Origin of the sequence: Aestuariivirga sp., from assembly GCF_047600585.1 — a bacterium.
Classification (GTDB): Bacteria; Pseudomonadota; Alphaproteobacteria; order Rhizobiales; family Aestuariivirgaceae; genus Aestuariivirga.
Map to the genome: position 1 here is coordinate 2,082,187 of NZ_JASGKP010000001.1, position 26,013 is coordinate 2,108,199.

Sequence of the window (26,013 nt, forward strand, 5' to 3'; positions counted from 1 at the left end):
GAGCTATTCCAGTTGCAGACTGACGGCCTGGGGCCCGCGCCCGCGGGTGTCGTCCTGGGTGTCGAAGGAGAGGCGCATTCCATCCTCAAGCCAGGGAATGCCAGCGCGCTGCACGGTGGAAACGTGAACAAAAATGTCGCGCCCGCCATCATCCGGCGCGATGAAGCCGAAACCTTTGTCCTTGTTGAAGAATTTCACTATCCCGGCGCGTCGCATGAGGCTTCCCCGCCCGTCTTTATGGGGAAAGCGGCGGGGCAGTGCAAGCGGGCTCGTGGCCGCCGCTTCCCCGCGCCGCCGTTGACAAACGCCGCGCTTCACCGCAATCGAAAGGGGATGAAAACCGTCCCCCTTTGCCTTGTTGCCGTGCTGCTTTCCGCCACCACCGCCCTTGCGGCCGAGAGCTCCGCAGTCGTCACATACCCGGTCAAAGGCAATTCGGCGCGCGCCCTCTACGAGGACATCAAGAAGAACGCCCCCCGCATTGCCCCCAACGCCACCTTCGCCTTCACCGCCATGGCGACGAAGACGGTGAAGTCCCACAAGGTCGACGGCAGCGGCTGCAGCTACAAGGGTTTCAGCACCTCGGTCATCTACAACTTCATCGTGCCGAAGCGCGACGGAGCATCACCCCTCGCCAGGGCTACGGCCAAGAACTGGGAGGCCTTCGTTGCCTATCTGGTGAAGCATGAGGAAGGCCACCGCGACATGTGGCGCCAGTGCATTGCCGACTATGACCGCACCGCCCTCACCCTCAAGGCGGCGGACTGCAAGCTGCTCGACGTGCAGCGCGAGGACATGTTCACCGCCATCAAGCGCCGCTGCATCGCCCAGGACGAGGCCTATGACGTGATCTTCCGCAAGGAGGTGGTGAACCATCCCTTCATGCGGGAGGCCCTTGGCAAGCCCGCCAACGCGGTGAAAGACTAGCCTTTCAGCACGCGGCCCGCCACGGCATCGAGCTTGCTCACGAGAGCCGCGTCGCGCTTCTCGGGTGCCGTCATGATGGCGAAGTCGAGCGCCCTGTCGGAGCCGATGGGGCACGGCGGATGCTGGCGCGGGAAATCCGCCGCCAACCGCAGCACGAAGCGGCGGGCCATGTCGCTGTTGCCCTTCATGGTCTTCAGCACCTGCGCCACATCAACGGCATCGTGGGTCGGGTGCCAGGCATCGAAGTCCGTGACCATGGCGACGGTGACGTAGCAAAGCTCCGCCTCGCGGGCGAGCTTGGCTTCGGGCATGTTGGTCATGCCGATCACGGATGCGCCCCAAGAGCGGTGGAGATTGGATTCCGCCAGCGTGGAGAACTGCGGCCCCTCCATCACCACGTAGGTGCCGCCCACGCTGTGGGGAATGGCCTCTGCCGCGAGGCTGGTAGCAGCGAGCCGCGCCAGTTCCGGCGACACCGGATGGGCAAAGGGCACGTGGGCCACGCAGCCCGCGCCGAAGAAGCTCTTTGCCCGCGCATAGGTGCGGTCGATGAACTGGTCCACCACCACGAACATGCCGGGCGTGAGCTCCTCACGCAGCGAGCCCACGGCGGAGAGCGAGACGACGTCGGTCACGCCCACGCGCTTCAGGATGTCGATGTTGGCGCGATAGTTGATGCTGCTCGGCGACTGCACGTGGCCGCGCCCGTGACGCGGCAGGAAGGCCACCTGCAGGCCGTTGATCTCGCCCATGCGCAACTGGTCGGAGGGCTCGCCCCAGGGGCTCGTCACCGTTTCCCAGCGCGCCTTGTCCATGGGAACGTCATAGACGCCGGAGCCGCCGATGATGCCGAGAACGGATTGTGCCATGCCGAACGTGCCCCGCGAGAATGCTGCCCGATAAAACGGAAAAGGGGCTGCCGAGGCAACCCCTTTTCATATGGTTCAGGACAAGTCCGGCTTAGTGGACGTCGGCCCAGATCTTCTTCTTCACGAGGTAGAGCAGTGCGGAGAAGAGCGCGAGGTAGATCATGACCATGAAGCCAAGATGCTTGCGTTCTTCCATCTTCGGTTCCGCCGTGAAGGCGAGGAAGGCGGCCACGTCGTGGGCCATGGCGTCGAGCGTGTTGGGCGCGCCGTCATCGAAGGTCACCTGGCCATCCGAGAGCGGAGGCGGCATGCCGATCCAGTGGCCGGCGCCGAAGTAGGGATTGTAGTACTTCCCTTCCGGCTGTTCGGCTGCGAGGTCGGCCGGCGGGTCTTCATAGCCGGTCAGCACGGAATAGACGTACTGCGGGCCACCGATGCCGTTCCAGAGCTGGTTGAAGGTGCCATACCAGCCGGGACGCGACTTGGTGATGAGCGACAGGTCGGGCGGAGCAGCACCACCGTTCGCCGACTTCGCCGCTTCCACGTTGGGGAACGGCGACGGGAAGGCGTCGGAGGGAAGACCCGGGCGGTCGAACATTTCACCGTTGGAGTCGGGGCCGTCCTTCATGGTGTAGGTGGCGGCAAGGGCCTTCACCTGTTCTTCCGTGAAGATGCCGCCCTCGGCCAGGTTGCGGAACTTGACAAACCGCATGGAGTGGCAGTTGGAGCAGACTTCCTTGTAGACCTTGTAGCCGCGCTGCAATTGCTGGCGGTCGAATTTGCCGAAGGGGCCTTCGAAGGAGAAGTCGATGTCCTTCGCGGTCTTCTGGCCTTCCGACGCCATGGCGCCGCCCGTGAAGGACAGCAGACCGGCCGTGAGGCCAATCAGGGCGAGTGATGCAAGTTTCTTCATGTGTCTTCTCCGGATCACTCAGCAGGGGCCAGCTTGGACTTTGCCAGCACGGCATCGGAAATCGACGCCGGCAGCGGCTTTGTCCGTTCGAGCAGGCCGAGAACCGGCAGGATGATGATGAAGTGGGCGAAGTAGTAGGCCGTCAGGATACGCGCCCACATGACGTAGACGCCCTCTGCAGGCTTGGAACCGAGATAACCCAGCCCCACGCACACGATCGCGAAGATCCAGAAGAAGCCCTTGAAGATCGGGCGGTAGTTGCCGGAGCGCACCTTCGAGGTGTCGAGCCACGGCAGCACGAAGAGGATCAGGATCGAGCCGAACATGGCGATGACACCGCCGAGCTTCGACGGGATGGCGCGCAGGATCGCGTAGAACGGCAGGTAGTACCATTCCGGAACGATGTGCGCCGGCGTCACCAGCGGGTTGGCGGGCTCGTAGTTCACGGCGTGGCCCAGATAGTTCGGGCTGTAGAAGATCCACGCCGAGAAGAACAGCATGAACACCACGATCGCGAAGAGGTCCTTCATCGTGTAGTAGGGATGGAAGGGGATCGCGTCCTGGCCGCTCTTGATCTCCACGCCGGTCGGGTTGTTGTTGCCCGGCACGTGCAGCGCCCAGACATGCAGGCCGATGACGCCGGCAAGAACGAAGGGCAGCAGGTAGTGCAGCGAGAAGAAGCGGTTCAGCGTCGGGTTGTCGACCGAGTATCCGCCCCACAGCCAGGTGGTGATCGCATCACCGAACAGCGGAATGGCGGAGAACAGGTTGGTGATGACCTTGGCGCCCCAGAAGCTCATCTGGCCCCAGGGAAGCACGTAGCCCATGAAGGCGGTGGCCATCATGATCAGGTAGATCACCACGCCCAGCATCCAGAGGATTTCGCGCGGGGCCTTGTAGGAGCCGTAGTACATGCCGCGGAACATATGGATGTACACGGCGATGAAGAACATCGAGGCGCCGTTGGCGTGCATGTAGCGGATGAGCCAACCGTAGTTCACGTCGCGCATGATGTGCTCGACGCTGTCGAAGGCCATCGAGGTCTGCGGCGTGTAATGCATGACGAGCACCACGCCGGTGATGATCTGGATGACGAGCATGGTCGTCAGGATGCCGCCGAAGGTCCACCAGTAATTGAGGTTCTTCGGGGCGGGGAAGTCCATCATCGTTTCCTTCATCAGGGCGTAGATGGGCAGGCGCTCATGCATCCACTTTCCGAAGGAAGACGTCGGGATATACTTTGATTGTCCGGCCATTGTGTTGGTTCCTATCAGCCGATCTTGATTTTGGTGTCAGAAACGTACGAGTACACCGGTACGGCAAGGTTTTCCGGTGCGGGGCCTTTGCGGATGCGGCCGGCGGTATCGTATTGCGAACCGTGGCACGGGCAGAACCAGCCGCCGACCTTGAGCGAGCCTTCCACGACGGCAAATTCCTTGGCGGGGTTGTCACCCTGCGGCACGCAGCCGAGGTGGGTGCAAACGCCCATCATGACTAGGAACTGTTCGTGCCCCTTGATCACGCGGTTCTCGTCGGTGGCGGGATCGCCATCCTTCGCATTGGCATTACGGGCCACCGGATCCTTCAGATCTTCCAGCTTCACGGCCTTGGAGAGCTCGATCTCCTTCGACCCGCGGTGACGGATGATCACCGGGTTGCCGCGCCACTTGATCGTCACTTCCTGGCCTTCGGCCAGCGGCGACAGGTCAAACTCGATGGAGGCGAGCGCCTTCACCGAAGCGTCGGGGTTCATCTGGGCGATGAATGGCCAGGCCGTGAGGGCTGCCCCCACCGCGCCGACCGCGCCCGTTGCTATGTAAAGAAAGTCACGCCGTGTGACATCCGCATGTGATGCTGTGGCCACGTCCCTATTCCCTCGCGTTACAAGACAAGCCGCGGGAGCTCTTTTTCTCACGCGGTTCAAATCGTGGGCGTTTTGACATTGCTCCCGGGGGAAGTCCAGCCAAAGGTTGTCGCACTCATGACACCCCTCCCCTGCGGCCCTCAGATGGTCTAAACCCCTTGGAAGATGATCGAAATTGCCCTCTTCCAACCGGACATTGCCGGCAATGCCGGCACCATCGCGCGCATGGCCGCCTGCTTCGGCCTGCCGGTGACGATCATCGAACCTGCCGGCTTTGCCTGGACCGATTCTGCGCTGCGCCGGGCGGGCATGGATTACCTGGCCGCCGCGGCCCTCCGCCGCTCCCCCTCCTGGGACGCCTTCCAGTCGGAGTCGGGCGGCAAGCGGCTGGTCCTGCTCACCACCCAGGCCGACCAGAACTATCTCGATTTCGAGTTCCGCCACGGCGACATCCTGCTCCTCGGGCGGGAAAGTGCTGGCGTGCCGGAGGAGGTTCACCAGGCGGTGCAACACCGGATCACCATCCGCATGAAACCGGGCATGCGCTCGCTCAATGTCGCCATGGCCTGCGCCATGGTCACGGGCGAGGCGCTGCGCCAGCTCGCCTGACGAAAGCCGTGGTGGAAGAGCGTGACGGAATGCACTAACCAGCAGGGCAGAAGAACGGGAATGCCAAATGGATGGCAGGGGAGTTGAAATGAAGGAAGTTGCGCGCGCCTGGTTCGAGGGGCTGCAGGACCGCATCGTCGCCGATCTGGAGACGCTGGAGCGCGAGGCGGACCCCGCGCTCTACGACACCGGGCCGGCCGGCCGCTTCGTCAAGTCGCCGTGGAAGCGCGGCGAGAACGAGGGTGGCGGCACCATGGCCCTGCTCCACGGCCGCCTCTTCGAGAAGGCGGGCGTGCATGTCTCCACCGTGCACGGCGAATTCTCGCCCGAATTCCGGAAGCAGATTCCGGGCGCCGACCAGGACCCGCGCTTCTGGGCCTCGGGCATCTCGCTCATCATCCATCCCCGCAATCCGAATGTGCCGGCCGTGCACATGAACACCCGCCATGTGGTGACGACCAAGGCCTGGTTCGGCGGCGGTGCTGACCTCACACCGGTGCTGATGCGCCGCCGCACCCAGGACGATCCGGACACGGTCGCCTTCCATGCCGCCATGAAATCCGCCTGCGAGGGGCACGCCATCGCCGACTACGAGCGCTTCAAGGCGTGGTGCGACGAGTATTTCTATCTGCCCCACCGCAAGGAGCCGCGCGGCATCGGCGGAATCTTCTTCGATTATCTCGATGCGGGCGAAGCGGCGCTTGCGCTGGTGAAAAGCGTGGGCGAGGCCTTCCGCAAGGTCTATCCCGCCATCGTGCGCATCAACATGGCCAGCCCATGGACGGCGGAAGACCGCGAGGAGCAACTCATCCGCCGCGGCCGTTACGTGGAGTTCAACCTGCTCTATGACCGCGGCACCATTTTTGGCCTGAAGACCGGCGGCAACGTGGAGAGCATCCTCTCCTCCATGCCGCCCGAAGTGAAATGGCCGTGAGACGAACGGACTGATTGGGGAATACGACGATGGACCTCCGTAACGGCTTCGACATCAAGCGCTACATCCGCACCATTCCGGACTATCCAAAGCCGGGGATCATGTTCCGCGACATTACCACCCTGCTCTCGAACCTCTATGGCTTCCGGGCGGCGGTGGATGAACTGGCGTGGCCCTTCCTCAAGACGGAAATCGATTATGTTGCGGGGATCGAGGCGCGCGGCTTCATCCTCGGTGGTGCGGTGGCGCATAATCTCGGCCTCGGCTTCATCCCCATCCGCAAGAAGGGCAAGCTGCCGTCCAAGGTGATCGGTCAGGAGTATGCGCTCGAATACGGCGTCGATACGATCGAGATGCACGCCGATGCCATCGCCAAGGGCGACCGTGTGCTGCTGGTGGATGATCTCATTGCCACGGGCGGTACGGCGGGTGCGGCCATCGATCTCATCCGCAAGTCGGGCGGCGAAGTGGTGGCGGCGGCCTTCGTGATCGACCTTCCTGACCTGGGCGGCGGCGACAAACTGAAGGCCAAGGGCGTGAAGGTCCACACGCTCGTCGGCTTCGAGGGGCATTGAGTTCGAGGGAAGCTGATTTCCTCATTTCCGTCATTCCATCGGAACAACCGCGAGGCTGCTGATTTCCCCATTTCCGTCATTCCATCCAAGCAGCACGCATGTGCTGCGCGAGATGGAACCCCGCTTCTGCGGAACAGGACAAACAGCCGGCTGTATATATCATGGCGAGCCGCTACCGCGGCACGCTTTACATCGGCGTGACAGCCCGGCTCTATGACCGCGTCTTAGAACATAAGTCAGGCACTGGCGGAGAATTTACGCTCAAGTACGGTGTAAAGACACTCGTCTGGTATGAGCATCATGACACAATGGAGTCCGCCATTCTCCGGGAGACCCGATTGAAAGTGTGGAAGCGGGCTTGGAAGATCGAACTCATTGAATTGTTCAACCCCGATTGGTTCGATCAGCACGAGAACATCGACTACCGTCCTGCGCAAGGTGCTTATTGAGAAGGCAGCGGGGTTCCATCTGTCGCGACGCGAAGCGTCGCTCCGATGGAATGACGATAAATAGTGAAGTCGGCGCCCCTACTTTCCCGCCACGACCTTCGCGAAGGTGGCTATGACTGTGTCGATCTCCTCGTCCGTGTGGGCGGCGGAGACCGAGCAGCGCAGCAGGCAGAGGCGGTTCGGCGTGCCGGGCGGCAGCGCGATGTTGACGTAGACGCCGGCATTGAGCAGCGCGTTCCACATCATGATGGTGCTGGGCTCGTCCTTGCACTTCACCGCGATCACCGGGCTCACCTCGTCGCAGCCCATCTCGAAGCCCAGCGCACGGAACCCGTTGAACAGCCGCTCGGAGTTGCGGCGGAGCGCATCGCGGCGCTCCGGCTCGCGGGCCAGCGTCTTCACCGCCTCGATCGATGTTGCGATGGTGGCTGGCGAGGATGAGGCCGTGAACATGTAGGGCCGCATGGCATAGCGCAGCGTTTCGAAGAGCGGGTGATCGCCCGCACCGAAGCCGCCAATCGAACCGATGCTCTTGGAGAAGGTGCCGACCACGAAATCGGCCTCCGCTTCGAGGCCTGCTTCATCGGCAAGGCCGCGGCCATTGGGGCCGAGCACGCCGAAGGAATGTGCCTCATCGACGAGAAGCTGGAACTGGTGCTTCTTCTTCACCTCGACGAAATCCTTGAGCGGCGCGCGGTCGCCCAGCATGGAGTAGATGCCTTCCAGCACCACGAGCTTGCCGCCTTCGCCGTCTTCGCTGCGCGACAGGCGCTTGTCGAGATCGGTGGCGTCGTTGTGGCGGAAGCGGACAAGCTTGGCGCCCGAGAGCGTGCAGCCGTCATAGATCGAGGAATGCGAGTCGGCATCGAGATAGACGGTGTCGCGGGGACCCGCGAGGCCCGCGATCATGCCCAGATTGGCCTGATAACCGGTGGTGAAGACGATGCAGTGCTTGCGGCCAAGGAAGCGCGCGAGTTCACGCTCCAGTTCCTTGTGCATGGCATAGGAGCCGTTGGCAATGCGCGAGCCCGTGGTGCCCGTGCCGAATTCGTCCAGCGCCTTCTTGCCCGCCTCGATCACGTTCTTCTCGAAGGTGATGCCCATGTAGTTGTTGGTGCCGGCGAGAATGGTCTCGCGGCCCTGGATCATGGCGCGGGTGGGCGAGAGCAGCTTGTCGTTGGTGATGCCGACGGCATTGACGCCCATCGCCATCATACGCTCGAAGCGCTCGGCAATGGGCTTATGCTTGTCGAGAAGATCGGTCATGATCAGCCTTTCCTGATGCGGGCTTCCACCACCTTCACAAGGTCGCCGATGGTGTGGGTCTCGGCCACCACGTTCATCGGGATCTCGATGTCGAAGGTGTCCTCGACTTCCATGATGAAATCGAGAACGCCCACGGAGTCGATGTTGAGTTCCTTCGGAATGTCGGTCTCGGCCGAAAGGGCGATGCCCTTCGGATTGTGCGGCGCCAGCAGGCGGCAGATTTCGTCGATGATGCTCGTGTCAGTCATGATGCGGCGCTTCTATCGGCTAGGGGGAGTTGCGGCAACAGGCCTTGCGCCATGGCCCAGGAGAGGGTGCGGCGCATGCCGTCGGCAAGCGAAATGGCGCTGTCGCGGGGCCAGCCCGGTGGGCGCGACACCCAGTCGGGATGGTAGAGTTCGCGCATCTTGCCCGCCGACACCATGCCGGGTTTGCGGGTGAGAGCGGAGAGGCCATCGGCGGCATGCCCCACCCCCATGGCGAGGCCGCGGGGAATGAAGTGGAGGCGTCGAGGCCGCCCGCACATCTCGCGCAGGCAGAGGGCAACATCGTTCCAGCGGTAGGCACCATGGCCATCATCAACCTCGCGCACATCCTCCACCGTGTCGGTCACGGCGGCGATCAGGATACGAGCGAGGTCCTCGGCGTGGATGAGGGAGAATTGCGCCTGCGCCGTGCCCGGCAGGATGGCGGTGTTCGAGGTCAGCGCTTTCAAGAGCGGCAAGGTGGCAAGGTCGCCCTCGCCATAGACCGCAGGCGGACGGATGATGAGCGTGGAGATGGTTCGCGCTGCGGCCCGCACGAGGCTCTCGCCTTCCGCCTTGCTGTGGGAATAGGCCGAAAGCTGCGGTTCGCGCGCGGCAAGGGATGAGACGTGGACGAGGCGCTTCACCCCTGCCCTGTCGGCGGCGTGAAGGATGTTCGCCGTCCCCACGGCATTGGCCTGCTTCATCTGCGCAGGCGTGCCGCTCACCGCGCCGGCGATGTGGAGGATCGCGTCTGCTCCATCGCAAAGCGCCGCCAATGCTTCCGCGTCAGAGAGGTCACCGGATACGGGCGTGACGAGCGGCGATTGCAGCAGCGCCGCCGGCTTGCGGGCCAGCGCCTTCACGGGCACGCCCTGCTCCGCCAGAAGCCGCAGCACGTGACGCCCAACAAATCCGGTGCCACCGGTGACAGCGATCGTCATGATGTGGGATCAGGCTTTCGCCTGGCCATGGGCCGTGTCCGGCGCGATCTCGCTGATCTCGCCCGAGACGTAACGGTCGCGGGCGCCGGCGCGCGAGAGCTTGCCCGAGGAGGTGAACGGAAGGCTGCGCGGCGGCACCAGCACAATGGTGCAATCCACGCCTGCCGTCTGCATCACCTTCATGTGCACGGTCTTGCGCAACTCTTCCTGCTGCAGGGGATCGGAGAGTTTGCATTCGACCAGCACGACAACCTCGTCATCGCCATCAGCGCCTTCGACGGCAAAGGCAGCGACGTCGCCGGACTTGAGCGGGGCAATGGTTTCTGCCGCCCATTCAATGTCTTGCGGCCAGATGTTGCGTCCATTGTGGAGGATGAGATCCTTGGCGCGGCCGGTGATCACCACCTCGCCGTTGAGCAGGTATCCCATGTCGCCTGTATCGAGGAAGCCATCGAGGCCCAGTGCCTGCGCCGTTGCCTCTTCCGACTTGAAGTAGCCCGCCATGATCGACGGACCTTTCACAAAGATGCGGCCCACCTCGCGGTCGGCCAGAACCTTGCCCTTCTCGTCCCGCACTTCGATCGTGTGGTTCGGCAGTGCCGAGCCGCAGACGACGAAGCTGCGCACCCGCTCGCTGCCGGGCTTGGCCGGAACGGCACGCTGCTTGTTCTTGAGAGAGGCGACGTCGATCGTGTCGAGCTTGATCGGCGAATCCACGTCGCTGAAGGAAATCGCCAGCGTCAATTCCGCCATGCCGTAGCTCGGCACGAAGGCGCGCGGATTGAAGCCTGCGAGCGACAGGGACTTCGCAAAGTCCTGCAGCACCTCGGAGCGCACCATGTCGCCGCCGATACCGGCAGCGCGCCAGTTGGAGAGATCGAGCGTGATCGCCTCGCCATTGATGCGGCGGCCGGCGAGTTCATAGCCGAAGGTCGGCGAATAGGAGATGGTGGAGCGGTTCTCCGACATCAGCTTCAGCCACAGCGTGGGGCGGCGGGCGAAGGCGGTGGTCGGGAGATAGTCGACCGTCACCTGCCCCAGCATGGGCGCGAGGCAGAAGCCCACGAGGCCCATGTCGTGATAAAGCGGCAGCCACGAGAAGGCCCGGTCACCGGGGCGCACCTTGAGGCCATTGCGCAGGATGGCATCGCCATTCGCCATGATCGAGCGCTGCATGATGAGCACGCCCTTGGGCGAAGAGGTGGAGCCGGAGGAATACTGGATATAGGCCACGTCGCCGGGGCCGAAGCCTTCCAGCCGGGTCATGGACTCCGGACAGGCGTTGAGTTCGGCGTGGGAAAAGACGACGCTCACATTGGCGCGGGCCGCACCCTCGCGGATGTGATCCTTCACGTCTTCCGAAGTGATGACGGCGGAGACATCGGCAGCGCGGAACATGCCGGCGACGCGTTCGACATAGGCGTCACGGCCGCCGATATACATGCTGTAGGGAACGGGGCACGGCACGAGGCCGGCGTACTGGCAGCCGAAGAACACCGCCATGAAGTCGCTGCCGGTCTCGGCCACCACGGCGACGCGGTCGCCGCGCTTCAGGCCCAGGGAGAGAAGCTTGCGGGCTGTCGAGAGCGCGCGCTTGCGGAGTTCGGCATAGGGCAGCACTTCGGCAAGAGCGCCGCGGCCACCATAGAAGTTGAAGCCGGTCACGCCGCGGGCAGCGTAGTCGAGGCCGTCGGCGATTGTGGGAAAACCGCCGAGCTGTTGCGGTAGCGCCATGCTGCTGCGTGGCGTACGGCTCAGCCCGGCCGGTTGCTCCTGTCGCTGGCTATCAAAACTCATGCCGAAATATTCTGCCGCTCAAAAATTACCTTGCCCGAGGCGTTAACTAACGCCGGGAACAGCAGTCCGGAAATCAAAACAGATTTCAGTTTGTAACAGTGTGAACAGGGCTAAAAAGTGATCAGGCCCAAGAGGATAGCCACGATCAGCATGCTCAGCACGCCAAGCGCTGCGCCAGTAAACCAGACGTAGACCAGTTCGCCCAGGCGATATCGGCTTTGCGAATCTCCCGGCCGGGGCGACTCGCCCGCGGCGGCCTTTTCCCGGGCAATCACCCGGTGGGCGATGTAGCGCAGAACCGCCTTGGACATTTCCTCGGGGTCCTGGGTTTCGTTGAGAATGACCCGGTTGCCGTCCGTATCCTGGACCAGACGGTAAGTGCGGGTATCGGGCTCGACGACCACAGACGAAATCAGGTCGATCCACAGGCGGGGCATGTCGCCCTGCTGAAGGCTGAGCTCGCTGAAGCCCTCCGCCAGGGGGTGTCCCTTGATGTGCGGGAGGATGTTTTCCCTGAGCGCGGCCAGCCGCAAGCCCCGCGCATCCCGCACATTGTGCAGGGCGTCGAGATGGGCGGCCTCGGCCATTCTGGCCTTGCGCAGCGCCTCATTGAACTGGTCGTGTGTCGCCAAACGGCAAATCCTGTTCCGAAATCATACGCTCTCCCCCGTTCGGGGAAGATGCAACACGAATCCAGCAAGAAAAGTGCCAATGCGGAGATTAAGTTAAAAGGTAAAGATCAACCGCAACTGGCGGGCAGCGGGGCACTGCCGAACCACAGCTCGAAGCTGTTGGGGCGGGTCTTGTCGGCAGCGCCGGGAATGGCCGAGAGGTCCTTCACCACCAGCGGCAGGCCGACATTGGTAAACAGGGTGGCGATCTCGTTCGCCCGGGCGGCGTCGGTGGCATGGTAAACCCGAAGCTCGTGATTGGTGCCGGCCCAGGTGGCCCGCCCGAAGCCTGGCAGAACGATGCCTGAGCGCTCGGTGTCCTTCATCTTGCCCATGAGCAGCCGCACGCAGGTGCGCTGGCTTTCGTCCGAAGTGAGAACGAAGAGCCGGCTCGGCATGCGTTCCAGTGCCTGGCGGTAGGTATCGGCCACCTTGGCGTTCTCGGCGGAGGCCTTGATCAGCGCCTGCTCCATGAGCGGCAGCAACTCCTTGTCGGAGGAGGAATTGGCATAGGCGAGCTGCGCCGCCACGAACTCCACCGGCACCTTGTCGTTCTTCAGCAGGTACTCGAACATGGCGACGCCATACTTGCGCTTCTCGGCATTGGGATCGCTGACGAGATCGATCATGGTCTTGAGGTCATTCAGGTTCTGCTGCCAGCGCGTATAGTAAAGGCCGGTGCCCGCCACGCTGATGGGGATCATCACGGTGGCGAGAAGCTGCACGAGCGTTTCACGGAAGGGCTTGCCGAGATTGGACATGAAATTCCTCTGTTTGGCGGCTCAGACCACGCAGGCGTGGCGGCTTTTGGGCGCTTTATCCCCTCCCGCGATTCGACGCCAATGGAGGGCTGGTCAGGGTTTCCGGGGGCGGAAGGGTCGCGCCACGAGGGAGAGCGCCGGCCTGTCGTTGAGGCCCTCGACGCCGATCGGCATCTCGGGCGTGCGCGTCGTGGCGCTGCTGCTGCCGAAGATACGGTCCCACACCGAGAGAAGCGCAGAATAATTCGAGTCCGTATCGCGGCGGATGGCGTGGTGATGCACCCAGTGAATGGAAGGCGTCACGATCAGCCACGAGAGAGGCCGCTCCAGCCACTGCGGCAGCTTCACGTTTGAATGGTGGAAGATGGCGTTCACCGCCACCAGCACCTCGAACACCGCAACCGTGGTGAAGGGAATGCCGAGCAGGATGATGACCGCCGCCCGCACCAGCGCGGAGAGCAGCACTTCACCGAAGTGGAAGCGCAGCGCCGAACTCGCATCCAGCGTCTCGTCGAGATGATGCACCTCGTGAAAGCGCCAGAGGAAGGGGAGTTCATGGTTGGCGCGATGCCACCAGTAGATCCAGCAATCGAGGATGAGGAGATCGAGCAGCATCACCCATCCGCCGCTCCAGCTCTCGGGCCGCCAGCCAAGCCCATGCCCCGCTGCAAACAGCGTGAGCGGCAGAACGATGAGCGGTGAGAGCAGCGCGTTGAAACCGGCCAGTCCGATGTTTTTCAGCACACGCCAGAGCCCGCCCACCCAGCGCGCCACGGGAAAGAGGCGCTCCAGCACCATGAAGGTGACAAGCGTGGTGACGATGATGCCGCCCTTGCTGGTGACGATGGCGATGAAGTCCTGCATGTCAGCCTTCTACCACGCCGCCGCGGCGGCGGATCAGGCTTTCGCCTTCAAAACCGCGTCAGCGAATTGCGCGAAGCCGGTGCCGCCCTCGCCCTCAGTGACGTAAGCCGGCAGATGTTTCATCAGATGCGCAAGCGGACGGATGTTGGCGACGCCGATGCCGAAGGGGAAGCCTGCATACATGGGCGCATCGTTGGGGCTGTCGCCGCAGTAGGCAACGGTGGCCTTCGCTTGCTCATGCGTGAGGTTGAACTTGTCACCCAAGAGCCTCAGCGACATCGACAATTTGTCGTGCGAGCCGAACCAGGCGTTGACGTGGATCGAACTTACCTTGGCTTCCGCCCCTTCCTTGTGGAAGCGCTCGGCGATGGCCTGCGCCGTGTCGAGCGGCAGGGGCGGCACGTCTTCGCAGAAGTCGATCGCCACGTCGATCTCGCGATAGGCCTGGTCGGAGGCGATGGCCGTGCCCGGAAATTCCTTGAGCACCGCTCGCGCGATCTCCCAGAGCTTGACGGTGTTCGCGCTTCTGACCTCCGCGGTCTGGGAATAGACGCGCTCCATCTTCTTCGCCTTCTCGTCATAGGCGAAATAGAAAGCACCGTTCTCGCCCACCACGGCGTCGACGGGCCACATGCGGGCGATGTGATCGCACCAGCCTGCAGGGCGGCCGGTGATCGGGATCACCTTCAGCCCGGCGCGGCGCAGGTTCTCGAGTGCGGCATAGGCATCGGCCGGCAGGCGGCCATGCAGCGTCAGCGTGTCGTCGATGTCGGTGAGCACGGCCTTGAGGCCGCGCAAGTCGGCATGCGGAATGGATGAGAGCGGTTTCATGATGTGGCGAACAGACGGTCCGGGGCAAAGGGTTGCAGGAGCGGGTTCCGGCCCTGCCCCAGGATTTCGGCGGCACCAAAGGCGCCGAGTGCGGGCGCCAGCGTGATGCCGGAATGGGTGACGCAGAGATAGAGACCTTCGAGCCCCGGCACGGCGCCGATGGCCGAGACACCGTCGGGCGGCGTGGGCCGGAAGCCCACGGTGTAGTGCGAGAGCTTCAGGGTATCGCCACCCATGAGGGAGGCCTGCACCTTGGCGAAGAGTTCATCGGCGGCCCCTTGCGGATTGTCGCCAGGATCGGTGCCGCCGAAATCGGTTCCCGCGACGATGCGGCCCTCTGGCGTCTGGCGCATGTGCAGTTCGGGCGCCATGACGAGACCCTTCAGCATTTCGGCGGCGGGTTCGGTGTGAACGAGAAGCCCCGGCGGCTGGTCCAGTTTCAATTCCTTGCCCACATCCTTGAGGAGGCGCGCCGAGGCCGTGCCCGCCGCCAGCACGACAATGTCGGCATCGAGATCGCCCTCTTCGGTCATGACACCGGTGATACGGCCCTTCTTCTCGATGAGCCAGCGCACGCCCGTGCCCTGCAGAACTTCGGCGCCCTTGGCGCGGGCGGTGGTGAGCAGACGCTCCACCGCGTGCACGGGTTCGACCGCACCTTCTCCCGGCACATGCACAGCGATTGCGGGCGGTGCTGCGAGCTGCGGTTCGAGGGCGCGTACCTTATCGCCCTTCACCACCTTCACCTCGTAGCCCTGCGCATTCCGTTCCTTGGCGTAGGCGAGGAGATCGGCTTCGGCCATGTCCCACAGCAGGCCGCCGCACCAGTTGACGGAAAGGCCCGGCACTCGGCGATCAAGGTCGCGCCACTGCCGCATCGATTCCTGCCGCAGGCGGAAATAGTCCGGCGGGTTGCCCCAGCTTGCGTTGATCCAGGCCCAGGAGTTCGGCGTGGCGATGCCGCCCACCGTCTTCTCGGCATCGAGCAGGCGCACGTCGGCGCCCGCCTCGGCCAGGTGCAAGGCAAAGGACGCGCCGATGATGCCGCCGCCCACGATTAGGATTTTCTGAGTCATCCCGCCTTCTTAGCGTCACGCCGGGGCTTTGGCCAAGCATGGCCTGACGCAGGGCACGGTTGCAAATCACCACCTCTCCGGGATATTCATTCAGGCGGTGGGGGCATCTTGATCTGGAGTTCAGATGCGCACCTTCATGTTCGCTGCCGCCGCAGCCCTCGCCGCCAGCACCCCTGCCCTCGCCGATTGCAAGTCCGACCTCGACGCCATCTTCAAGGCGCAGCTCGCCACGCCCTATCGCACCGAGATGACGATCAAGGGCCCGAGCCAGCCCATGACGGTCACAGCCGAGGTCATCTATCCCGACAGCTTCCACATGAAGGCGGCCCAGATGGAAACCATCATGGTGAAGAAGAAGGCGTGGATGAAGATGGGTGGCAAGTGGCAGGCCATGCCCGCCGAAGCCGCGGCGCAATTCTCCGCCATGATCAACAGCGGCATCAGCAAGGGCGTTGCCGCGGTGAAGGACGTGCAGTGCCTCGGCACGCAATCCTATGAAGGCGGCAGCTATGACGCCTACCAGTTCAACACGTCGGGCGAGATGATGGGCATCAAGTCCACTGCCGAGGTGACGCTCTATGCCAGCGACGGCCTGCCCGCCTGGCTGGTGGTCGACGGCGAGGCGATGGGCAAGAAGAGTGTCACGGTGCAGAAGGTGACCTTCGATCCGTCGATCAGGATCACGCCGCCGAAGTGAGCCTCAGAAGGCGTCGTCGTATTTGTCGATGTTGGCCTTGTCGACGGTGATGAGCGAGGCGACGCTTGCCATGCCGCCCTTGTCGACCACGACTTCGCCAAGCCGGCCCACCTTCAGCGGCGCATCGCCGACGATTGCCTCTTCATTGCGGATGACGGAGAGCGCGATCCGTGCTGCGGCATAGCCCACGTCGATCGGACTCCAGGTGACGAAGGCCGGCACTTCGCCTTCGCGCACGAGGCTTGCAAGCCGCGACGGCAGGCCGACGCCGGTGAGCTTGATGGTCTGGCTCTTGCCGAGATCGGCAACCGCCTTGGCCGCACCCGTCATGGCGGCCATGTCGGGCGCGATGATGCCGCGGAGCTTGGGATAGGCCTGCACGATGGCCAGCGTCTGGGCATAGGCCACACGCGGGTCCTGCTGGCCGAACACGGTGGTGATGAGCGCGAGGTCATCATAGTCCGGCTTGTTCCACTCGCGCTGCATTGCCTTGACGAAACCCTGGTGATCGGCGCGTTCCGGCGCGGTCGAGAGCAGCGCCACTTCGCCGGCCTTGTTCAGCGCGGTCGTCAGGGTTTGCAGCAGCGCGGGGGCAGCATCGGCAACATCGGGCGTGCGAATGTGCAGGCTGCGGGCATCGGGCGGCAGGGCTGTGCCGAAGGAGATGACGCGCAGGCCCGTGGCCAGCGCGCGCTGGCAGGCGGCAATCACCACGTCGGATGGAATGGGCGCAATCAGGATGCCGTCGTAACCCTGTTGGGTGTAGTCGTCGATGAGCGCCGCCTGGCGCTCTGCCTCTTCCGAAGGCGGCGCCATGTAGGTGAGCTGCGCGCCCTGCACTTCCGCCACGGCCTGTAGCGCGCCCTCGCGGCAGGCGAGGAAGTAGTCGTCGCTGTCGCGCGGCACGATGAGCGCGAGGCGCAAGGGCTTCGGCGCATCCGGCTGTGGCTCCTGCTGGGCGGGATCAGCGGGCGCGTCAGGCTGCGGCACCTGTTGCGGGTCCGGCTGGTCCTGCGCGAAGGCGCGGGCCGCAACCGGCAGCGTGAGGGCGGACAGGAAAAGGCGGCGGGTGAGCATCGGACTCGGTCTCGTTGGCGCGGTCCCTGCTTACCCGGAACACGGCGCGGCAGGGATGGAAAAAACCTTTCCCCGTGAGATAGCGGATTGAACCCGGGAGTTCCATGGCGAAACCGTGGGTTTTCCCGGCCATCAACAGGTGCCTCGGGGTTGCAGTCCGAGAGCGGTTTGCGGGCGTTGTGCGGGTTTTCGCGTTAGGTAAACCGTAAGCGTTCGGCAACTAGGTTTGCAGTCCACGGCACGAGGGACTGGCATGACCGAGCACTATCCCGGCAGTCTGGCAAGCACCGAGCAGTTGCTGCTTCTCGCGCAAGCATATCATCGCGCGGCTGAGACACTCCTCGGCAACCGCCGCAAGGGCGATCCGATTTCGCTGGCGCCCTTCCGCCTTGCCGCCATCCACGCCATGGAACTCTATCTGAATGCCCTGCTGCGCAACGAAGGTCTCGACCACAAGAAGGTGAGAGGCCTGCAGCACGACCTCGCCTCACGCACGAAACTGGCGCAGGAAGCCGGCCTCGTGCTGCGCAAGCGCACGGCGGAGCATCTGCAAGATCTCGCGAAGAACCGGGAGTATCTGGTCTCGCGCTACGACCCGGACCTCACCCTCGCCACGCGCCACGTGAACCGCCTCGTGGCAACGCTGAACGAGTTGCACCTGAAGGCAAACGAACGGATCACGAAGAGCAAGCCCGCGCCCGAACCAAAGCCGAAGGTGGCGTGACCGTCGCATGATGGTAGCGGTACGGGGAGTTGAACCCCCGGAATTGATACTCTCGCAAACAAACGCTGCCCTTGACGACGTAGGGCTTGCATCTTATCCATTCGATGTCATCCGCGACGCCCGTAGGCGGGCACTATATCCAAACCCCCTGAAGCGGTGATGTTTCGGGGGGTTTTTCTATGACTGACAAGAAGGTTGCAGTGCTCATTGATGGCGGTCACCTGCGGGTCCTCGCAAAGCACGCCAATATTTCCTATACCGCAGACCTGATTGAAAAGGTTGCCCATGCCTGCATCGGCAAGGATGAAGAGCCCTTGCGATTCCTCTACTACGATTGTGCGCCCTACAGAGGAACGGTGAAGCTTCCAGTCTCTGGCACCAGCCACACGTTTGAAGGTTCGGACGAATGGCTTGGCAAGCTTGAGACGAAGGACCTCTTCGCGGTCCGGCGCGGCATTCTCAAGTTTCGTGGCTGGCAGCCGAAGAAAAGACCAGTCGAAAACAAGACACTGACCGACGCTGATTTTGGCCCGGACTTCGAACAAAAGGGAGTCGACATGCGCATCGGCCTTGATGTTGCGACTTACTCCAGTGCGCGGCTCGTGCAGCGGCTTATACTGATCACCGGTGATACAGATTGCGTACCGGCGATGAAACACGCTCGAAAGCTCGGGGTTCAGGTCGTGCTTGTGTCGTTCCCGCCCAAACGCCCACCGAACGAATTAGTATGCCACTCTGATTTCAAGCGGCAAATCTCGTGGCCGAACGTATCGTTGGAAATGTGAGGGAAGACCGATGGTAGCGGGGGAGGGAGTTGAACCCCCGACCCCAGGATTATGATTCCCGTGCTCTAACCAACTGAGCTACCCCGCCATCGGTGGGCGCCGTATAGGGTGGACGCCCTGCCCCCGTCAAGCAGGTGATTGCGTCTCGGGTTTGCCGTCCTCGGCCTCGTCCTCGTCCTCGCCCTTGTCGCCCAAAATGAACGTCCGCCACAGGGAAATGGCCGCGAAATAGAGGCTCGAAAGCCCGAAGAGCCAGACCTCGATCTGCTCCACGATGCCGTCGTTCTCGGGGAACTTCTTGGAGATGATCAGGCTCAGGGTCATGGCCGCCCAAAGCACCGTCATGGGGATGGTCCAGGAGCGCCAGTGGGTGACCCGGAGCGGATGCACGAACTTGACCGGGATGAAGGTGAGGATCGAAAGCAGCACCACGGTGATGAGGTTGGTGAGCGGGCCTGTATCGAGCAGGTAGAAATAGAGCACCACCACGTTCCAGATGGCCGGGAAGCCGACAAAATAATAGTCGGAGGATTTCATCCCCACGTTGGCGAAGGTGTAGCACGACACCGCCATGATCAGCACGGCGGCGACGAGACTCCAGGTGCTGCCGCCGAAATAGAAGTCGAGCGGCACCATGTCGAACCAGTAGATCATCAGGGCGGGCACGGCGACGTAGGTGAAATAGTCGATCACCAGATCGAGGGAGGCGCCGTCGAAGTTCGGCGTATATTCGGTGACGCGTGCCTTGCGGGCGAGAGAGCCATCCACGCCATCGACGAAGAGCGCCACGCCGAGCCAGATGAAGGCCGTGAAAGGGTCATTCTTCAGCACGGCCACGAGGGCAAGAAAGCCCGCGACGATGCCGAAGGTGGTGAAGGCATGGACCGACCACGCGATGCCCTTCTTGATGTCTTTCTCAAGCTGCGCGTTTCGCGTCAGTTTCGCCACGGTTACTCGGTCCCCATTTTTCGGCGACTATAGGGAAGCCCGCCCTCCCCCGCAACGCCTCAAGCCTGCCGGCGGAATTCCAGCAGGGAAAAGAATCCGAAGGGCTTGATGGGCCTGAGGCTGACAAGACGCAGCTTTTCGCTCACCAGAACCGCGTCGATGGGGAATTCCGGCCGCCAGCCGAGGCGCGAGGCCTGGCGCGCCAGCCCGCGCTCGATCACGCCGGTCAACCCCTGCGTGGAGAAATGCGAGGCCACAAGCACGGTGCCGCCCGGCTTCACCACGCGGGCCATCTCGTGCATCACCGCGGCCGGGTCCGGCACCACGGTCATCACATACATGGCGGTGGCAATGTCGAAGCTGGCGTCGGCAAAGCCCATGTGGGTGGCGTCCATCTCGAGCAGCGCCTCGACATTCGTGACGCCATGTTCGGCGACGCGCGTCCTGGCCTTGGCCAGCATGTCAGCCGAAAGATCGATCCCCGTCACCTGCAGGTGCGATGCATAGTGCGGCAGGGCAAGGCCCGTGCCCACGCCCACTTCCAGAAGGCGGCCCGTGAAGCTGTTGGCGCGCTCCACCGTCTGCTGCACGCCCGCTTCGACGATCTTGCCGAAGGTCTGGTCGTAGAACGGAGCCCAGCGCCGGTAGGCCTTCTGCACGTCATGGGTGTTCAGCGAAACGATTTTCGCAGCGGGGCGTGTGGCCTGTCTCATGCGCTCTCCTTCACTTGAGATTCGGAACGTTGATTGCACCGTGTGTCAGATCTGTGAAATGAAACCCCCGCCCAGCACACGGGCACCGGAGCCCGTGCCATCATAGAGAACGCAGGCCTGCCCGGGCGACACGCCATACTCGCCTTCCGCAATCGAAACCGTAACGGCATTGCCGGCGCGGCGCACCATGGCCTCCACCGGTGGCCGCGTGGACCTGATCTTTGCGAAGGCCGGCTGCGGCTCGTCCGAGAGCGGCACATCGCCCAGCCAGTTCACGTCCGCCACGGTGATGTCGTGCTGCTTCAACGCCTCGCGCGGGCCGACGATCACCTGCCGGTTGGCGGCATCGAGCTTCACCACATAGAGCGGTTCGCCCTCGGCCACGCCAAGGCCGCGGCGCTGGCCGATGGTGTAGTGGATGATGCCGCCATGACGGCCGAGCACGCGGCCATCGAGGTGAACGATGTCGCCCTCCTCCGCCGCATCGGGCCGGAGCTTGAGGATGAGATCGGCATAGCGGCCATCCGGCACGAAGCAGATGTCCTGGCTGTCGGGCTTGTCGGCGACGAGGAGGCCGAGCTGTGCCGCAAGCGCGCGCGTCTCGCTCTTGGGCAGGCGGCCCAGGGGAAAGCGCAGGAAGTCCACCTGCTCCTGCGTCGTTGCAAAGAGGAAGTAGCTCTGGTCGCGCGCCATGTCCGAAGGCGTCACCAGTTCACGGCGGCCATCGGCCCGGGTGCGGCTCTCGATGTAATGGCCGGTCACCAGCGCGCTCGCATCGAGGTCGCGGGCGCGCCAGAGAAGATCGGCGAACTTCACCGTCTGATTGCAGCGCACGCAAGGGATTGGCGTGGCGCCCTGCACATAGGATGAGACGAAGTCGTCGATCACCGCCTCGCGGAAGCGCGATTCGAAATCGAGCACATAATGGGGAATGCCGAGGGCCGCAGCGACGCGGCGGGCATCGTGAATGTCCTGGCCCGCACAGCAGGCGCCCTTGCGGCGCACCGCCTCGCCGTGATCGTAAAGCTGCAGCGTAATGCCGACCACATCATAGCCTGCTGCCTTCAGCAGCGCGGCGGCGACGGAAGAATCAACCCCGCCCGACATGGCGCACACGACCCTGTGCCGGCCCGGGTCTCCGGGCAGCGCCATCGCCTCGTGCACGAGGCGGAGGATCTCGGGTGAAAGCTCCAATGCCATTTCCCCTAAATGGCGGCAGGAACCCAGAAAGGCAACCGCCACATGAAATTGCGGTTTTCGCCGCATTTCAACGTACGGCTGCCGGAAAGTCAGCCGACCTGTTCCAAAATGCGCCAGATGAATCGCTCAAATTTGCACTTTGTTCATAGGCGTTTAGCCCAAAATTAAGGGCCGCACTCTAGGGTAGGCTTCAGTTGGGTCATTGAAGCGCCAGTCGCGCGGGCCCGGTGTGTGTGAGTGAGTTTGCGTATGAACGGTCAGTTGCGTCCCCGCGTCAATTACGTCATCGGCCCCGATGGGAGCCCGCTGACGATCGCCGATCTGCCGCCCCCCGGCAGCCATCGCTGGGTCATCCGGCGCAAGGCAGAGGTGGTGGCCGCGGTGCGCGGGGGCCTTCTCTCCCTCGAGGAAGCGTGTGAACGCTACACGCTGACGACGGAAGAATATCTGTCGTGGCAGCGTGCCCTCGACAAGAACGGCCTTGCCGGCCTGCGCACCACGCGCATCCAGCAGTACCGTTCTTAAATCTCAATCAGAAATCGCAAATGATTTGGCGCCGCCTGTGACAGGGCGGTTCAGCCGTTCGTATGGCGCGTTCCGTCCGCCTCGATGAGGCAGGATGTCGAGGTCACGGTGCAGCCGAAGAAGGATGGCGTGCACCACAGTTTTCCGTTTTCATCGAAGCCGCAACGCTCGCAATTGTTCGTGGTGAACTGGCAGGCCTTGGAGGACACGGCCTCGCGCTTCGGCTGCGCCTCATCGGCGAGCGCCGAGGGGGCCGCAAAGATCATCGCCAGAAGAAAAATCATCGCACGCATGGCGGCCGGATAACCTGTGATTGTGGCGAAAGGCAGCCGGGCTTTTCAACCGGAAAGGCTTGCCCCATAGTCGCCCGCTCATGCGAATCCTGCTTCTTGCCGCTCATCCAAGGTCATCCCAGTCCATCGCCCAGCGGGCGCTCACGGAAGCCGCACGTGCGGTCAAAGGTGTCACGGCGCGCGACCTTTATGCCGTTTATCCCGACTTCAACATCAATGCCGACGCCGAACAGGCACTGCTGCTGGAGCACGACATCATCGTGCTGCAGCATCCGTTCTACTGGTATTCGGCCCCTGCCATCATCAAGGAGTGGCTCGACATCGTGCTCGAGTCCGGCTGGGCCTATGGCGATGGCGGCACCAAACTCCACGGCAAGTATCTGGTGAACGCGCTTACGACCGGCGGCCGCGAGAGCTTCTATCATCCCGAGGGCCGCAACCGCTTCACGGTGGAAGAACTGCTCGCGCCCTTCAACCAGTCGGCCCATCTCTGCGGCATGGCCTATCTCAAGCCCTTCGTTGTCTATGCCGCGCGCAAGCAGACGCGCGAGGACCTGACGGCGGAGGCAGAGGCCTACCGCGACTGGCTCTCCGGACTGGCCGAGGGCCGCATCGACCCCACCGAAAATCTGGCCGAGGGCTATGTGCTGCCCGAGGGCTTCAAGCGGAGGCACGCCCTATGAGCCTCAACGAATTCCTTCTTGGCGCCCTCATCTATCTCGCCGCCGCCGTGATCTCGGCGCCGCTCGCAAAACGCCTGGGGCTTGGCTCGGTGCTGGGCTTCCTCGCCGCGGGCGCCATCATCGGACCGTCCGTGCTCGGGCTTGTGGGCCGCGAGGGCGAAGCCGTGAAGCACTTCGCCGAATTCGGCGTCATCGTCATGCTTTTCCTCGTCGGGCTTGAGTTGGAGCCGTCGAAGCTCTGGCAGTTGCGCAAGCAGATCTTCGGGCTTGGTCTTCTGCAGGTCGTCGGCGTTGCGGCAGTCACAGGTGCGGCCTCGCTTGCGATCAGCAGCGGCTGGCGCGAGAGCCTCGCGATCGGCCTCATCCTCGCGCTCTCGTCGACGGCGATCGTGCTGCAGACCATGTCGGAGAAGGGCACGCTCAAGTCGCCCGTCGGGCAATCTGTATTCTCGGTCCTGCTGTTCCAGGACATTTCCGTCATCCCCATGCTGGCGCTGCTGCCGCTCGCTGCGGTGGCGGGCGTTCATGGCGGTGGTGAAGCGCATGGCGGTTCGCTCATCGACAGCTATCCCGTCTGGGCACAGGCGCTGCTCACCATCGGCGCCGTCGCCGTCGTGCTGCTGGCCGGACGCTATCTGATGCGCCCCCTCTTCCGTATCGTCGCCGACACGGGCACGCGGGAGATTTTCGTTGCCTTTGCGCTGCTGCTGGTGGTGGGCATCACGCTTCTCATGGGCCTCGTCGGCCTGTCGCCGGCGCTTGGCACATTCCTTGCCGGTGTGGTTCTCGCCGACAGCGAATACCGCCACGAACTCGAAATGGACCTGCAGCCCTTCAAGGGCCTGCTGCTCGCCATCTTCTTCATCGCCGTGGGTGCGGGCATCGATTTCTCGCTGATGGCCTCTGCCCCGGTCCTGCTCGCCTGCGGCCTTGTCGCCTTCATCGCACTGAAACTGGCGACGCAACTGGGCCTTGCCCGCCTCTTCGGCATGAACGGGCCAGACACGTCGCGCTTCTCCTTCGCGCTGGCGCAAGGCTCGGAATTCGGCTTCGTGCTGATCACCTTCTGCGCCGGGCTCGGGCTTCTCACCGGCACCATGCCGGGACTGCTCACCGCCGTCATCGCGCTCTCCATGGCGGCCGCGCCCCTTCTCATGATGCTTGACGACAAGCTGATCCAGCCGCGCTTCGCCGATGGCGATTTCCGCCGCGAGCACGACATCGTCTCGCACTCCGGCGTCGACGTGATCATTGCCGGCCATGGCCGCTTCGGCATGACCGTGGGCCGCGTGCTCAACGCCCAGAACAAGCGCACGGTGGTGCTCGATCTCGACTCCTCGCAGGTGGATGCGCTGCGCAAGTTCGGCTTCAAGGTGTTCTATGGCGATGCGCTGCGGCTCGACCTTCTCGAGTCAGCGGGCGCCAAGGAAGCCAAGGTGATGGTGATCGCCATCGACGACCGCGAGAGAACGACGGAACTCGTCAAGCTCGCAAAGCACAACTTCCCGCACCTGAAACTGCTGGTGCGCGTCTTCGACCGATCGCACGCCTATGAAGTCATGCGCGAGGGCGTGGACGAGGTTTACCGCGAGGTCTACGGCACCTCGCTCGACCTCGCGCGCGACACCCTCACCAGCCTCGGCCTCCATCCTTACGAAGCGCAGCGGGCGGTCACGCGCTTCCGCGCGCTGGACGAGCGTTTCCTGCGCAAGTCCGCCGCCCATGCCGATGACGAGAGCAAGCTCATCGACCTTGCCCGCCAGTCGCGTGCCGAAATCTCCCGCGTCTTCGCGGCCGACCGGGGCGGCGAACAGGTGCAGCCGGATACCTCGTGGCACGATGACGACGAGCTGAAGCGCTAGCTTCCCTGTTTCGGCGTCGCCCGCGCCACGATGATGATGCCCGCCAGCGAAACGGCGAGGCCAAAGGCCATGGCCCACGACAGGGGTTCGCCGAACATCGCCCAGGCCCAGACGAGGGTGAGCGGCGGACTGAGATAAAGAACGGATGAGACCCGCGCCGGCGAGGATTTGCGGAGCGCCAGATAATAGATGCCCCAGGACATGAAGGTGGCAACGAACACAAGCCAGAGGATGCCGCCCCCGAACTCGATCCGCATGACGGGCATCACCCCGCCCTCATGCCAGGCGAAGAGCGCAAACATCGCGGCGGCCGACAGGCACTGAATGGCCAGCGACTGGTGCACCGCCATCTGCTGCGCGGGCCAGCGTTTCTGGAGGAGCACCACAACCGCGAGCGCAATCGTTCCGGCAACCGGCAGTCCGTAGGCCCAGAGCGGCCCGCCGCCCACATGCAGGCTGCCGCCGCAGGCCAGCAGCACGCCGGCAAGGCCGATCACCGTGCCCAGCCATTGCCAGCGGTTCAGTTTTTCGCCCAACACCGGCCAGGAAAGCACCGCGACCGCCAGTGGCAGCATGTCGGTGATCAGCGCCACGAGGCCCGTCGGCACACCCTGCCCGATCGCCAGCGCGAAGGTGCCGAGATAGCTCGCCATGCCGAAGCCGCCGAACAGCGCCTGCACCAACACCTGCCGGGCGTTCATGCGGGGGCCGATCACCAGGGCCAAGGGCAGCAGGAGGAGGCCCGACAGCAGGCTCCGCCAAAGCAGGATGAGGAAGATGGGTGCGTAGTCGCTGGCGAAGCGGATGCCGATGAAGCCGCCGCTCCACGAGGCGAGGAGCAGCGCGTCCATGAGAAGGAGCCCGGCGCCCACCCATATCGCTCCCCTGCCCTGTGCCGTTGCTGCCGTCAT

Annotated in this window: 31 protein-coding genes and 1 tRNA gene; 11 read left to right on the forward strand and 21 right to left on the reverse strand. The window is 63.5% G+C overall.

Features of this window, described 5'->3' with window-relative positions:
• Positions 1–3 precede the first annotated feature (3 nt).
• A complete protein-coding gene (locus QM801_RS10235; RefSeq protein ID WP_415019105.1) occupies positions 4–216 on the reverse strand; it encodes a cold-shock protein in 213 nt (70 codons plus the stop codon).
• Between the two features lie 117 nt (positions 217–333).
• On the opposite strand from QM801_RS10235, the gene QM801_RS10240 reads away from it, so the two are divergent.
• A complete protein-coding gene (locus tag QM801_RS10240) occupies positions 334–927 on the forward strand; it encodes a DUF922 domain-containing protein (RefSeq protein ID WP_415019106.1) in 594 nt (197 codons plus the stop codon).
• Here the strand turns inward: QM801_RS10240 and QM801_RS10245 are convergent.
• The 4 genes from QM801_RS10245 to petA all read right to left on the reverse strand — a co-directional run bounded on the left by QM801_RS10245 (position 924) and on the right by petA (position 4,573).
• Positions 924–1,796, reverse strand: a complete 873-nt coding sequence (locus QM801_RS10245; protein WP_415019107.1) for an S-methyl-5'-thioadenosine phosphorylase — start codon at positions 1,794–1,796, stop codon at positions 924–926. The genes QM801_RS10240 and QM801_RS10245 overlap by 4 nt on opposite strands.
• Before the next feature lie 91 nt (positions 1,797–1,887).
• Positions 1,888–2,709, reverse strand: a complete 822-nt coding sequence (locus tag QM801_RS10250; protein WP_415019108.1) for a cytochrome c1 — start codon at positions 2,707–2,709, stop codon at positions 1,888–1,890.
• A 14-nt stretch (positions 2,710–2,723) separates the two neighbouring features.
• Entirely contained in the window at positions 2,724–3,965 is a 1,242-nt protein-coding gene (locus tag QM801_RS10255) for a cytochrome b (protein WP_415019109.1), read from the reverse strand.
• 14 nt (positions 3,966–3,979) lie between these two features.
• Positions 3,980–4,573 (reverse strand): ubiquinol-cytochrome c reductase iron-sulfur subunit, encoded by a 594-nt coding sequence (petA, locus tag QM801_RS10260; RefSeq protein ID WP_415019110.1) that lies wholly within the window; start codon positions 4,571–4,573, stop codon positions 3,980–3,982.
• A 165-nt stretch (positions 4,574–4,738) separates the two neighbouring features.
• Here petA and QM801_RS10265 point away from each other — a divergent pair, with 165 nt between their 5' ends.
• The 4 genes from QM801_RS10265 to QM801_RS10280 all read left to right on the forward strand — a co-directional run bounded on the left by QM801_RS10265 (position 4,739) and on the right by QM801_RS10280 (position 7,140).
• Positions 4,739–5,182 (forward strand): tRNA (cytidine(34)-2'-O)-methyltransferase, encoded by a 444-nt coding sequence (locus QM801_RS10265; protein ID WP_415019111.1) that lies wholly within the window; start codon positions 4,739–4,741, stop codon positions 5,180–5,182.
• A gap of 88 nt (positions 5,183–5,270) precedes the next feature.
• Positions 5,271–6,116, forward strand: coding sequence for an oxygen-dependent coproporphyrinogen oxidase (gene hemF, locus QM801_RS10270; protein ID WP_415019112.1), 846 nt, complete (start codon positions 5,271–5,273; stop codon positions 6,114–6,116).
• 29 nt (positions 6,117–6,145) lie between these two features.
• Positions 6,146–6,691 carry an adenine phosphoribosyltransferase gene (locus QM801_RS10275; protein ID WP_415019113.1) on the forward strand — a complete coding sequence of 182 codons (546 nt, stop codon included), beginning with the start codon at positions 6,146–6,148 and terminating at the stop codon, positions 6,689–6,691.
• A 161-nt stretch (positions 6,692–6,852) separates the two neighbouring features.
• On the forward strand, positions 6,853–7,140 hold the full coding sequence (locus QM801_RS10280) for a GIY-YIG nuclease family protein (RefSeq protein WP_415019114.1): 288 nt from the start codon (positions 6,853–6,855) through the stop codon (positions 7,138–7,140).
• A 78-nt stretch (positions 7,141–7,218) separates the two neighbouring features.
• Here the strand turns inward: QM801_RS10280 and spt are convergent, their stop codons facing one another.
• From spt to QM801_RS10325, 9 genes are all read right to left on the reverse strand, one after another.
• A complete protein-coding gene (gene spt / locus QM801_RS10285) occupies positions 7,219–8,406 on the reverse strand; it encodes a serine palmitoyltransferase (RefSeq protein WP_415019115.1) in 1,188 nt (395 codons plus the stop codon).
• A 2-nt stretch (positions 8,407–8,408) separates the two neighbouring features.
• Positions 8,409–8,654, reverse strand: a complete 246-nt coding sequence (locus QM801_RS10290) for an acyl carrier protein (RefSeq protein WP_415019116.1) — start codon at positions 8,652–8,654, stop codon at positions 8,409–8,411.
• Positions 8,651–9,595 (reverse strand): NAD-dependent epimerase/dehydratase family protein, encoded by a 945-nt coding sequence (locus QM801_RS10295; RefSeq protein WP_415019117.1) that lies wholly within the window; start codon positions 9,593–9,595, stop codon positions 8,651–8,653. Before QM801_RS10295 ends, QM801_RS10290 begins: the two co-directional genes overlap by 4 nt.
• A 9-nt stretch (positions 9,596–9,604) precedes the next feature.
• Complete coding sequence (locus QM801_RS10300; protein ID WP_415019118.1) at positions 9,605–11,392, reverse strand: fatty acyl-AMP ligase; 1,788 nt, start codon at positions 11,390–11,392, stop codon at positions 9,605–9,607.
• A 110-nt stretch (positions 11,393–11,502) separates the two neighbouring features.
• Positions 11,503–12,024 (reverse strand): hypothetical protein, encoded by a 522-nt coding sequence (locus QM801_RS10305; protein WP_415019119.1) that lies wholly within the window; start codon positions 12,022–12,024, stop codon positions 11,503–11,505.
• A 107-nt stretch (positions 12,025–12,131) separates the two neighbouring features.
• Positions 12,132–12,824 carry a hypothetical protein gene (locus QM801_RS10310; RefSeq protein ID WP_415019120.1) on the reverse strand — a complete coding sequence of 231 codons (693 nt, stop codon included), beginning with the start codon at positions 12,822–12,824 and terminating at the stop codon, positions 12,132–12,134.
• Between the two features lie 93 nt (positions 12,825–12,917).
• A complete protein-coding gene (locus QM801_RS10315; RefSeq protein ID WP_415019121.1) occupies positions 12,918–13,688 on the reverse strand; it encodes a sterol desaturase family protein in 771 nt (256 codons plus the stop codon).
• 33 nt (positions 13,689–13,721) lie between these two features.
• A complete protein-coding gene (locus QM801_RS10320) occupies positions 13,722–14,519 on the reverse strand; it encodes an HAD-IIB family hydrolase (RefSeq protein WP_415019122.1) in 798 nt (265 codons plus the stop codon).
• Positions 14,516–15,595: an NAD(P)/FAD-dependent oxidoreductase gene (locus QM801_RS10325; protein ID WP_415019123.1), complete on the reverse strand. Its 1,080-nt coding sequence runs from the start codon at positions 15,593–15,595 to the stop codon at positions 14,516–14,518. The genes QM801_RS10320 and QM801_RS10325 overlap by 4 nt, the downstream gene beginning before the upstream one ends.
• A gap of 124 nt (positions 15,596–15,719) precedes the next feature.
• Here QM801_RS10325 and QM801_RS10330 point away from each other — a divergent pair, with 124 nt between their 5' ends.
• The gene (locus QM801_RS10330; RefSeq protein ID WP_415019124.1) at positions 15,720–16,292 is read left to right on the forward strand and encodes a hypothetical protein; all 573 of its coding nucleotides are present in this window, start codon (positions 15,720–15,722) and stop codon (positions 16,290–16,292) included.
• Positions 16,293–16,295: 3 nt separating this feature from the next.
• Here QM801_RS10330 and QM801_RS10335 read toward each other — a convergent pair whose 3' ends face one another.
• The gene (locus tag QM801_RS10335) at positions 16,296–17,369 is read right to left on the reverse strand and encodes a substrate-binding domain-containing protein (RefSeq protein ID WP_415019125.1); all 1,074 of its coding nucleotides are present in this window, start codon (positions 17,367–17,369) and stop codon (positions 16,296–16,298) included.
• Between the two features lie 253 nt (positions 17,370–17,622).
• Between QM801_RS10335 and QM801_RS10340 the strand changes: the two genes are divergently transcribed.
• Together QM801_RS10340 and QM801_RS10345 are read left to right on the forward strand one after the other, a co-directional pair.
• Entirely contained in the window at positions 17,623–18,093 is a 471-nt protein-coding gene (locus QM801_RS10340) for a hypothetical protein (protein ID WP_415019126.1), read from the forward strand.
• A gap of 179 nt (positions 18,094–18,272) precedes the next feature.
• Entirely contained in the window at positions 18,273–18,878 is a 606-nt protein-coding gene (locus QM801_RS10345) for an NYN domain-containing protein (protein ID WP_415019127.1), read from the forward strand.
• Positions 18,879–18,889: 11 nt separating this feature from the next.
• On the opposite strand, the gene QM801_RS10350 is transcribed toward QM801_RS10345, so the two are convergent.
• From QM801_RS10350 to mnmA, 4 genes are all read right to left on the reverse strand, one after another.
• A tRNA-Met gene (locus QM801_RS10350) sits at positions 18,890–18,966 on the reverse strand.
• Between the two features lie 38 nt (positions 18,967–19,004).
• Positions 19,005–19,826 carry a CDP-alcohol phosphatidyltransferase family protein gene (locus QM801_RS10355; protein ID WP_415019128.1) on the reverse strand — a complete coding sequence of 274 codons (822 nt, stop codon included), beginning with the start codon at positions 19,824–19,826 and terminating at the stop codon, positions 19,005–19,007.
• A gap of 59 nt (positions 19,827–19,885) precedes the next feature.
• Positions 19,886–20,539: a class I SAM-dependent methyltransferase gene (locus tag QM801_RS10360; protein ID WP_415019129.1), complete on the reverse strand. Its 654-nt coding sequence runs from the start codon at positions 20,537–20,539 to the stop codon at positions 19,886–19,888.
• 45 nt (positions 20,540–20,584) lie between these two features.
• Entirely contained in the window at positions 20,585–21,691 is a 1,107-nt protein-coding gene (gene mnmA, locus QM801_RS10365) for a tRNA 2-thiouridine(34) synthase MnmA (RefSeq protein WP_415020914.1), read from the reverse strand.
• A 297-nt stretch (positions 21,692–21,988) separates the two neighbouring features.
• Here mnmA and QM801_RS10370 point away from each other — a divergent pair, with 297 nt between their 5' ends.
• Positions 21,989–22,264, forward strand: a complete 276-nt coding sequence (locus QM801_RS10370; protein WP_415019130.1) for a DUF1153 domain-containing protein — start codon at positions 21,989–21,991, stop codon at positions 22,262–22,264.
• 50 nt (positions 22,265–22,314) lie between these two features.
• Here QM801_RS10370 and QM801_RS10375 read toward each other — a convergent pair whose 3' ends face one another.
• On the reverse strand, positions 22,315–22,557 hold the full coding sequence (locus QM801_RS10375) for a hypothetical protein (protein WP_415019131.1): 243 nt from the start codon (positions 22,555–22,557) through the stop codon (positions 22,315–22,317).
• An 80-nt stretch (positions 22,558–22,637) separates the two neighbouring features.
• Here QM801_RS10375 and QM801_RS10380 point away from each other — a divergent pair, with 80 nt between their 5' ends.
• Positions 22,638–23,240: an NAD(P)H-dependent oxidoreductase gene (locus tag QM801_RS10380; protein WP_415019132.1), complete on the forward strand. Its 603-nt coding sequence runs from the start codon at positions 22,638–22,640 to the stop codon at positions 23,238–23,240.
• Complete coding sequence (locus tag QM801_RS10385) at positions 23,237–25,102, forward strand: monovalent cation:proton antiporter-2 (CPA2) family protein (protein WP_415019133.1); 1,866 nt, start codon at positions 23,237–23,239, stop codon at positions 25,100–25,102. The genes QM801_RS10380 and QM801_RS10385 overlap by 4 nt, the downstream gene beginning before the upstream one ends.
• Here QM801_RS10385 and QM801_RS10390 read toward each other — a convergent pair.
• Entirely contained in the window at positions 25,099–26,013 is a 915-nt protein-coding gene (locus QM801_RS10390; RefSeq protein ID WP_415019134.1) for a DMT family transporter, read from the reverse strand. The two genes, QM801_RS10385 and QM801_RS10390, sit on opposite strands and share 4 nt — an antisense overlap.

Bases quoted from the DNA above. Each gene is read 5' to 3' on its own strand.
- hemF (WP_415019112.1), top strand. From the start codon at position 5,271: ATGAAGGAAGTTGCGCGCGCCTGGTTCGAGGGGCTGCAGGACCGCATC.
- QM801_RS10345 (WP_415019127.1), top strand. From the start codon at position 18,273: ATGACTGACAAGAAGGTTGCAGTGCTCATTGATGGCGGTCACCTGCGG.
- QM801_RS10280 (WP_415019114.1), top strand. From the start codon at position 6,853: ATGGCGAGCCGCTACCGCGGCACGCTTTACATCGGCGTGACAGCCCGG.
- QM801_RS10265 (WP_415019111.1), top strand. From the start codon at position 4,739: ATGATCGAAATTGCCCTCTTCCAACCGGACATTGCCGGCAATGCCGGC.
- spt (WP_415019115.1), bottom strand. From the start codon at position 8,406: ATGACCGATCTTCTCGACAAGCATAAGCCCATTGCCGAGCGCTTCGAG.
- QM801_RS10330 (WP_415019124.1), top strand. From the start codon at position 15,720: ATGCGCACCTTCATGTTCGCTGCCGCCGCAGCCCTCGCCGCCAGCACC.
- QM801_RS10240 (WP_415019106.1), top strand. From the start codon at position 334: ATGAAAACCGTCCCCCTTTGCCTTGTTGCCGTGCTGCTTTCCGCCACC.
- QM801_RS10320 (WP_415019122.1), bottom strand. From the start codon at position 14,519: ATGAAACCGCTCTCATCCATTCCGCATGCCGACTTGCGCGGCCTCAAG.
- QM801_RS10370 (WP_415019130.1), top strand. From the start codon at position 21,989: ATGAACGGTCAGTTGCGTCCCCGCGTCAATTACGTCATCGGCCCCGAT.
- QM801_RS10390 (WP_415019134.1), bottom strand. From the start codon at position 26,013: ATGACGGCAGCAACGGCACAGGGCAGGGGAGCGATATGGGTGGGCGCC.
- QM801_RS10255 (WP_415019109.1), bottom strand. From the start codon at position 3,965: ATGGCCGGACAATCAAAGTATATCCCGACGTCTTCCTTCGGAAAGTGG.
- QM801_RS10295 (WP_415019117.1), bottom strand. From the start codon at position 9,595: ATGACGATCGCTGTCACCGGTGGCACCGGATTTGTTGGGCGTCACGTG.
- QM801_RS10300 (WP_415019118.1), bottom strand. From the start codon at position 11,392: ATGAGTTTTGATAGCCAGCGACAGGAGCAACCGGCCGGGCTGAGCCGT.
- QM801_RS10360 (WP_415019129.1), bottom strand. From the start codon at position 20,539: ATGAGACAGGCCACACGCCCCGCTGCGAAAATCGTTTCGCTGAACACC.
- QM801_RS10275 (WP_415019113.1), top strand. From the start codon at position 6,146: ATGGACCTCCGTAACGGCTTCGACATCAAGCGCTACATCCGCACCATT.
- QM801_RS10310 (WP_415019120.1), bottom strand. From the start codon at position 12,824: ATGTCCAATCTCGGCAAGCCCTTCCGTGAAACGCTCGTGCAGCTTCTC.
- QM801_RS10250 (WP_415019108.1), bottom strand. From the start codon at position 2,709: ATGAAGAAACTTGCATCACTCGCCCTGATTGGCCTCACGGCCGGTCTG.
- mnmA (WP_415020914.1), bottom strand. From the start codon at position 21,691: ATGGCGCTGCCCGGAGACCCGGGCCGGCACAGGGTCGTGTGCGCCATG.
- QM801_RS10380 (WP_415019132.1), top strand. From the start codon at position 22,638: ATGCGAATCCTGCTTCTTGCCGCTCATCCAAGGTCATCCCAGTCCATC.
- QM801_RS10290 (WP_415019116.1), bottom strand. From the start codon at position 8,654: ATGACTGACACGAGCATCATCGACGAAATCTGCCGCCTGCTGGCGCCG.
- QM801_RS10325 (WP_415019123.1), bottom strand. From the start codon at position 15,595: ATGACTCAGAAAATCCTAATCGTGGGCGGCGGCATCATCGGCGCGTCC.
- QM801_RS10235 (WP_415019105.1), bottom strand. From the start codon at position 216: ATGCGACGCGCCGGGATAGTGAAATTCTTCAACAAGGACAAAGGTTTC.
- QM801_RS10245 (WP_415019107.1), bottom strand. From the start codon at position 1,796: ATGGCACAATCCGTTCTCGGCATCATCGGCGGCTCCGGCGTCTATGAC.
- QM801_RS10315 (WP_415019121.1), bottom strand. From the start codon at position 13,688: ATGCAGGACTTCATCGCCATCGTCACCAGCAAGGGCGGCATCATCGTC.
- QM801_RS10385 (WP_415019133.1), top strand. From the start codon at position 23,237: ATGAGCCTCAACGAATTCCTTCTTGGCGCCCTCATCTATCTCGCCGCC.
- QM801_RS10335 (WP_415019125.1), bottom strand. From the start codon at position 17,369: ATGCTCACCCGCCGCCTTTTCCTGTCCGCCCTCACGCTGCCGGTTGCG.
- QM801_RS10340 (WP_415019126.1), top strand. From the start codon at position 17,623: ATGACCGAGCACTATCCCGGCAGTCTGGCAAGCACCGAGCAGTTGCTG.
- QM801_RS10375 (WP_415019131.1), bottom strand. From the start codon at position 22,557: ATGCGTGCGATGATTTTTCTTCTGGCGATGATCTTTGCGGCCCCCTCG.